This is a genomic window from Rhodococcus sp. P4_B6, from assembly GCF_056402215.1.
This window is the reverse complement of sequence record NZ_JBFUHV010000287.1, coordinates 1-7137: the sequence shown is the minus strand read 5'-3', so window position 1 is coordinate 7137 and position 7137 is coordinate 1. Positions and strand designations below refer to the sequence as shown.

Below are 7137 nucleotides of genomic sequence, written 5' to 3'. Positions count from 1 at the left end.
TCGTTCTACCTCATGGAACTGGTGGACGGCATGCCCGTCGGGACGGTCGAGCAGGCGTCCGCGCTCACCCCCGGCGAGCGCCGCCGGCTCGGACTGGACCTGGCCGACACCCTGGCCGCACTCCACGACGTCGACCCGGACGCGGTCGGGCTCGGCTCGTTCGGACGCCCCGACGGCTACCTGGAACGCCAACTCGACCGCTGGTCCCGGCAATGGGAGGCCTCGCGCGCCGCCGATCGCCCCGAGGTGGCCGTGCTGCTCGACAAGCTGCGCCGTGCGCTGCCCACCTCACACTTCCCGGGCATCGTCCACGGCGACGTCAAACTCGACAACGTGCTCGCGTCCCGCGGCGACGCCGGGAAGATCGTCGCCGTCCTGGACTGGGAAATGGCCACCCTCGGCGACACCCTCGCCGACGTCGGGATCATGCTGAGCTTCTGGGACCAGCCCGGAGCGGTCGACAACCCGGTGACCAAGGGCCTCGCCCGACTCGACGGATTCCCCACCCGCGCCGAACTTCTCGACCGCTACGCCACACAGCGCGGCATCGAGATCCCTGACATCGACTGGTACACGGTGTTCGCCGACTTCAAGATCGCCGTCATCCTCGAGGGCATCAACGCCCGGCACGCACAGGGCGACACCGTCGGTGGGGGTTTCGACGACGTCGGCGACATGGTCGGCCCGCTGCTGCAGCGGGCGCTCGACCTCGCCGCGGCGTCGCCTGTGTCCGAGCTTCGCCGCTGACCGCGGCACCACCGAAACAGATTGGAGCCACGGAAGTGGAATTCGAGTACAGCCCGAAAGTCGTGGAACTGCAGGCGAAGCTGACGAAGTTCATGCAGGAGCGGGTGCTGCCCGCCGAGGCGATCGCCGAGGAACAGCTCGCGTCCAAACCGGACCACTGGGGTGCGCCGCCGATCGTGGCCGACCTGAAGGCCGCCGCCAAACGCGAGGGCCTGTGGAACCTCTTCCTCCCCGCCCACGAGGGCGCGGGCCTGACCAACCTCGAGTACGCGCCGCTCGCCGAACTCACCGGCTGGAGCCCGCTGATCGCCCCCGAGGCGGTCAACTGCAACCCGCCGGACACCGGCAACATGGAACTGCTGCACCTCTACGGCACCGACGAGCAGAAGCAGCAATGGCTCGCCCCGCTGCTCGACGGCGAATTCCGCTCGTGCTTCTCGATGACCGAACCGGACGTCGCGAGCTCGGACGCCAACAACGTCCGCCTCGAGATCGCCGACGACGGCGACAGCTGGGTGCTGACCGGACGCAAGTGGTGGTCCACCGCGGCGCTGCGCGACGACTGCCGGGTGGCGATGGTCATGGGCGTCACCGACCCCGGCGCCCCGATCGGCAACCGGCACAGCATCGTTCTCGTCCCGATGGACACGCCGGGCCTGACCATCGTCCGGTCCACCACCGTGCTCGGTTTCGCCGACCGCCACGAAGGCGGCCACGGCGAGGTCGTCTTCGACAAGGTCCGCGTCCCCAAGGCGAACCTCCTCGGTCCGCGCGGCAAGGGCTTCGCCGTCGCGCAGGCCCGGCTCGGTCCGGGGCGCATCCACCACTGCATGCGACTGATCGGGATGGCCGAACGGGCCATCGCGCTGATGACCGAACGCGCCCGCGCCCGCGTCGCGTTCGGCAAGCCCCTCGCGGACGAGGGCGTCGTGCAGGCGACCGTCGCGGACGCCCGGATCCACCTCGACGCCGCCCGGCTGCTGGTGCTGCGGGCCGCCTGGCGGATGGACGTCGAGGGCACCAAGGCGGCCCGCCACGACATCGCCGCCGCCAAGGTGATGGTCCCGCTGACCGTCAAGCGGATCGTCGACGACGCGATGCAGATCTTCGGTGGCGCCGGCCTGTCGCAGGACACGATCCTGCCGGTCCTGTACGCGCAGGCCCGGTTCCTGCAGATCGCCGACGGCCCCGACCAGGTGCACCGCCGCTCGCTCGCCCGCGCCGAGTTCGCCGCCACCCCGGTCCTGAAAGAAGTCCGCGGGTGACCGAGGACAGGACGCGCGCCCGGCAGCAGAGCATCGGCGACATTCCACGTCGTTCCGCGGCGCGTTTCCCGCACAAGCTCGCCGTGGTGCACCGCGACGTCCGGCTCACGTTCGCCGAATTCGACGCCGTGATCGACCGGGTCGCGGCGGCCCTGCACGCCGAGGGGCTGACGCGGGGCGACCGGCTGGCGTTGCTGTCGCACAACTGCTGGCAGTACCCGGTGCTGAACTTCGCGACCGCCCGGCTCGGGGTGGTCCTCGTCCCGATCAACTTCATGCTCACCGGCGGGGAGATCGGGTACATCCTCGACGACTGCGCCGCCGACGCGTTCGTCGTCGAGGACGCGCTGGTGCCCGTCGCCGAGACGGCGCTCACGGAGTCGAAGGGAAGCGTCCGGGTGCGGGCGGCGATCCCGCTGGCCGGGGCGGGGGTTCCGGACGGGTGGGTCTCGATGGCCGGTTGGACGGACGGCGAATTCGCCTCGCCACCCGAGGTGTTCGTGCCGGACGACGACGTGGTCCGCATCATGTACACGTCGGGCACCGAATCACGGCCGAAAGGCGCGATGCTCACCAGCCGGTCCCTGATGTGGCAGTACATCAGTTGCATCGTCACCGGCGGTATGAGCAGCGACGACGTGGAGGTGCACGCACTGCCGCTGTACCACTGTGCCCAGCTCGACAACTTCCTCAGCACCGACATCTATCTCGGCGCGACGAGCATCATCGTTGACGGACCAGACCCCCGGGTGCTGCTGCGCACCATCGAGACCGAGCGGGTGACCAACCTGTTCTGCCCGCCGACGGTGTGGATCTCGCTGCTGCAGTCGCCCGACTTCGAGCACACCGACCTGCGGTCGCTGCGCAAGGGCTACTACGGGGCGTCGCCGCTGCCGCTGGAGATCCTGCGGGAGATGAACCGCCGATTGCCGGGCATCCGGTTGTGGAACTTCTACGGGCAGACGGAGATGGCGTCGCTCGCGACGGCTCTCGGGCCGGAAGATCAAGAGACACGCGGCGGTTCGGCGGGGAAGCCCGCTCTCAACGTGGAGACGCGGATCGTGGACGACCGCAACCTGCCGCTCCCCGCGGGCGAGGTCGGCGAGATCGTGCACCGCAGCCCGCACGCCACCGTCGGCTATCTCGGGCAACCCGAGAAGACCGCGGAAGCGTTCGCGGGCGGCTGGTTTCACTCCGGCGACCTCGGCTACCTCGACGAGGACGGATACCTCTGGGTGGTCGACCGCAAGAAGGACATGATCAAGACCGGCGGCGAGAACGTCGCCACCCGCGAGGTCGAGGAAACGCTGTACGAACTCGACGGCGTCGGTGAGGCCGCCGTGTTCGCGGTGCCGCACCCCCGGTGGATCGAAGCGGTCGCCGCCGTCGTGGTTCCGTCCGCCGGCGTCGAACTCGACGAGAAAGACGTCGTCGAGCACTGCCGCGCCCGGCTCGCCGGCTACAAAGTGCCCAAATACGTGATCGTCGCCGACTCCCTACCGAAGAACCCGAGCGGCAAGATCCTCAAACGCGTCCTCCGAGACACTTTCGGTTCCATTGCCCAAGACTGAGCAGGAGACCCCCATGCCCACCGCCTCGCATGCGGTCCCGCCGAAGCCGCGCGCGGCCCGCGCGTCCTTCGCCGCCGCCATCTCGACGTCGCTCGAGTGGTACGACTTCTTCATCTACGCCACCGCGGCCGCACTCGTCTTCAACACCACATTCTTCGCGACCGACAGTCAGGTCGTCGCCGCCCTCAATTCATTCGCCACCGTGGCGGTCGGGTTCATCGCCCGGCCCATCGGCGGTGTGCTCGCCGGCCACTTCGGTGACAAGGTGGGCCGCAAACCCGTTCTCGTCGCCGCCATCGTGATGATGGCCGTCGCCACCTCACTGATCGGTCTCGTGCCGAACACCCAGCTCGTCTGGCTCGCGCCCACGATTCTCGTGACCCTGCGGATCTGCCAGGGCCTCGCTGTCGGGGCGCAATGGGGCGGCGCCGTCCTCCTCGCCACCGAAAACGCCCCCGCGGGACGTCGCGGGTTCTACGGCAGCTTCGCGCAACTCGGCGTGCCCATCGGCGTCGTCCTCGGAAACGTCGTCTTCCTCGCCATCACAGCGGCATTCGACTCCGAGTCGTTCCTCGCCTGGGCGTGGCGCATCCCGTTCTGGATCAGCCTCGTGATGCTCCCGGTCGCGTTCCTGATCCACCGCTACCTGGAGGAGACACCCGAGTTCCAGGAGCTGTCGAAGAAGCTGGCCGAGGCGCCGGCGGCACGAAAGTCGCCGATCCTGCAGGTGCTGCGCAAGAACCCCGGCACCGTCCTCACCGCAGCCGGAGCGAACGCCATCGGCGTCATCTTCTTCTACACGATGATCACCGGCTCCGTGCAGTTCGCCACCACCTATCTGGGGATCGAACGATCCACCGTCCTCGGGTTCATCCTCGCCGCCTGCGTCCTGATGATTCCGCTGGTCCCGTTGGCCGGATACCTCTCCGACCTCTACGGCCGGAAGCTGATCTTCGGCATCGGCACCGCCGGGATGCTGCTGTGGGGAATTCCGATGTGGCTGATGATCGGGCACTCGAGCCAGGGCGAACTGTGGCCGTTCGCGCTGGCCGTCTTCGGCGCCGTGATCGTGATGTCGTTCCAGACCGGAACGCAGGGAACGCTGTTCGCGGAACTGTTCCCGCCCGAGATCCGATTCTCCGGAGCGTCCCTCGGCTATCAGATCTCCGCCATCATCGGTGGCTTCTCCCCGATGGTCATGGTGCTGCTCATCAACGGCGACGCCTCCAACGCGTGGCGGGTCGGGGCCTTCCTCGCCGGCGCCGGAACCGTCGGGCTGCTGTGCCTCGTCGCGATCGTGCGGAAGTACTCGTCGCCGGACGTCCAGCAGTCGGCTGCCCGCCGGTCCACCGTCGCAGCCTGAGGTGACGTGAGTGGCAAAGTGTGGTCGGGCACGCTTTGCCACTCACCTGGGGATCGGAGGCGAACATGGGTACCGGATCCTGGAGGGACGTGCTGTCCCGCTCGCAGATGCACGGCATCCTCGAGGTCCTCGAATCGTGCTGCGACGTCGACGACCCCGCCGACTACAAGCGGACCGTCGTGGAATCCATTGCGACGGTGTTCCGGGTCCGCGACGTCACGTTCTTCTTCGGACCGACATTTGCCGACATCTTCGCCGACCCCGCTCCGCTGCTGACGGGTGCCGCCTCCCCGCTGCTGCACGAGTATCACGCCCGCTGGCGCGACAAGGACATCTTCGCGCTCCCCGAGGCGCGCCGCTCGCTGACCGATACCGGGTTCATTTCCCTGGACCACCTGCATGCGCTGCCCGCGCCGCAACGCTCCTACGTCGAGGACTACCTGCACCCGCACGGGATGGGAACGGCGTCGGCGCTGCACCTCCGGCTCGCCGACGGCGAAGCTCTGGTGGGCATGTTCGATCGGGAACGGAGCTGGGATGCGAGTGAGACTCTGGCAGTGCAGTTTCTTGCTCGCCAACTCCGCGCCCAGAGCAGGTCGATACGGCTGGCGGGGGACGACGGAACCGTCGACCAACTGAGCAGCCTGACCCCGCGCCAGATGCAGGTGGCCGAATTGGTGAGCGACGGTCTGAGCAACAACGAGATCGCCGGAGTGCTCTCGCTGTCCGAATTCACCGTCAAGAAGTATGTGAGCCGAATCTTCGAGTCCACCGGTCTGAAGAACCGGGCGTCACTGACCGCGTGCGTGCTCCGGCGAGGACCTACGGTGTGAGCGGCGAATAGGCGATGACGGTCAGCCCGTGGGGTGACCGAAGCATCACACGGCACTCGTGATCGCCGACGGTCGGTTCGCCCACATCCCATCCCGCGTCCCGTGCGAGCGTCGCGGCCGCGGTGACGTCGTGCGTCTTCCCCATCAGGCACCAGGGCGGCACGTCCGTCTCGTCGGACAGGCACAGGGTCGTGAACTTCGCCCACGCACGCCCGTCGCTGAACGCAGCGGGGCCGAGGACCTCGGTGAGGTCGTCGAATGCCTCCGCCCAGTGCGGGGTGGAATGCATCACCGACAGCTTCTCGAATACGTGACTCAGCGGGACGCGTTCCATGGTTTCTCCTGACGTGTCAGTGGCGGGTGACGAGATGTGCGTGGGTGAGGTTGTGGCCGAGCCGATCCCGCTTCGATGCGAGATACCGGGTGTTGTGATCGTTCGGCGCGATCTCGAGCGGCGTGGTGCCCGCGACGGTGATGCCGGCCGCGGCAAGCCCGGCGGTCTTGGCCGGGTTGTTGCTGAGCAGATCGATGCGGTCGACGCGCAGGTCGCGGAGAATGGCCGCGGCATCGGCGTAGTCGCGGGCGTCGACGGGCAACCCGAGTTGCAGGTTGGCGTCGACGGTGTCGAGGCCCAACCGGTCCTGGAGTTGGTACGCGGCGATCTTCGCGGCCAGCCCGATGCCGCGGCCTTCGTGCCCCCGCAGGTACAGCAGCACCCCGGCGCCGGCGTCGGCGATACGCTCCAGCGCGGCGGACAGTTGCGGGCCGCAGTCGCATCGCCGCGATCCGAGGACGTCGCCGGTGAGGCACTCGCTGTGGACGCGGGTCAGCGCGGTGCCGACGGTCGGATCGCCGAACACCATGGCCAGGTGCTCGATCCCGGTGGCCGAGCGGTAGGCGATCGCGGTGAACGCGCCGTGATCGGTGGGGACGACGGCGTCGGCGCAGCGGACGACGCAGGGAATAGGTTCGACCGCAGTCATGCCGGGCTCGCGGGGGTGAGCTGGTGGAACGTGGACGTGTAGAACAGCAGCGGGTCGGGGGTGTCGGTGGCGCCGAGTTCGACGACACGGCCGACGACGAGGTCGTGGTCGCCGACGGGTTGGACGAGGTCGATGTGGCAGTCGATCCAGGCGTGCGCGCCGGTGAGGCGGGGAGAACCGGTGGTGGCGGGGGTCCAGTCGATTCCGTGGAATTTGTCGGTGCCGCTGCGGGCGAAGGCGCGGCCGAGTTCGTGTTGGTCGGCGGCGAGGATGTTGGCGCAGAAGCGGCCGGAGGCGGCGACCTTGGGGAAGGTGGTGGAATGCCGGCCGACGAAGAAGGCGACGAGGGCGGGGTCGAGGGAGACGGAGCTGAAG

General features: G+C 68.4%; 8 protein-coding genes. 5 read left to right on the top strand and 3 right to left on the bottom strand.

Translation table 11 applies throughout. The features are described from left to right. The 5 genes from AC1DWT_RS48575 to AC1DWT_RS48555 form a co-directional block, all read left to right on the top strand. A partial coding sequence (locus AC1DWT_RS48575; protein ID WP_477926001.1) for a phosphotransferase family protein occupies positions 1 to 747 on the top strand: 747 nt, incomplete at its 5' end. Positions 748 to 782: 35 nt separating this feature from the next. Beyond that, positions 783 to 2012: an acyl-CoA dehydrogenase family protein gene (locus AC1DWT_RS48570; RefSeq protein ID WP_477926000.1), complete on the top strand. Its 1230-nt coding sequence runs from the start codon at positions 783 to 785 to the stop codon at positions 2010 to 2012. Continuing rightward, complete coding sequence (locus tag AC1DWT_RS48565; protein WP_206014333.1) at positions 2009 to 3583, top strand: acyl-CoA synthetase; 1575 nt, start codon at positions 2009 to 2011, stop codon at positions 3581 to 3583. The genes AC1DWT_RS48570 and AC1DWT_RS48565 overlap by 4 nt, the downstream gene beginning before the upstream one ends. A 13-nt stretch (positions 3584 to 3596) precedes the next feature. After that, positions 3597 to 4946: an MFS transporter gene (locus tag AC1DWT_RS48560; protein ID WP_477925999.1), complete on the top strand. Its 1350-nt coding sequence runs from the start codon at positions 3597 to 3599 to the stop codon at positions 4944 to 4946. Between the two features lie 65 nt (positions 4947 to 5011). Beyond that, positions 5012 to 5779: a helix-turn-helix transcriptional regulator gene (locus AC1DWT_RS48555; RefSeq protein ID WP_378686394.1), complete on the top strand. Its 768-nt coding sequence runs from the start codon at positions 5012 to 5014 to the stop codon at positions 5777 to 5779. Here the strand turns inward: AC1DWT_RS48555 and AC1DWT_RS48550 are convergent. From AC1DWT_RS48550 to AC1DWT_RS48540, 3 genes are all read right to left on the bottom strand, one after another. Further along, positions 5769 to 6113, bottom strand: coding sequence for a hypothetical protein (locus tag AC1DWT_RS48550; RefSeq protein ID WP_072949200.1), 345 nt, complete (start codon positions 6111 to 6113; stop codon positions 5769 to 5771). The genes AC1DWT_RS48555 and AC1DWT_RS48550 overlap by 11 nt on opposite strands. Before the next feature lie 16 nt (positions 6114 to 6129). Then, entirely contained in the window at positions 6130 to 6762 is a 633-nt protein-coding gene (locus AC1DWT_RS48545) for a GTP cyclohydrolase II (RefSeq protein WP_477925998.1), read from the bottom strand. Continuing rightward, on the bottom strand, positions 6759 to 7137 hold a 379-nt coding region (locus AC1DWT_RS48540), incomplete at its 5' end, for a flavin reductase family protein (RefSeq protein ID WP_477925997.1). The genes AC1DWT_RS48540 and AC1DWT_RS48545, both read right to left, overlap by 4 nt.

What these genes read in the sequence shown, in the direction of transcription:
- AC1DWT_RS48560 (WP_477925999.1), top strand. Translation starts at nt 3,597, where the DNA reads ATGCCCACCGCCTCGCATGCGGTCCCGCCGAAGCCGCGCGCGGCCCGC.
- AC1DWT_RS48555 (WP_378686394.1), top strand. Translation starts at nt 5,012, where the DNA reads ATGGGTACCGGATCCTGGAGGGACGTGCTGTCCCGCTCGCAGATGCAC.
- AC1DWT_RS48550 (WP_072949200.1), bottom strand. Translation starts at nt 6,113, where the DNA reads ATGGAACGCGTCCCGCTGAGTCACGTATTCGAGAAGCTGTCGGTGATG.
- AC1DWT_RS48545 (WP_477925998.1), bottom strand. Translation starts at nt 6,762, where the DNA reads ATGACTGCGGTCGAACCTATTCCCTGCGTCGTCCGCTGCGCCGACGCC.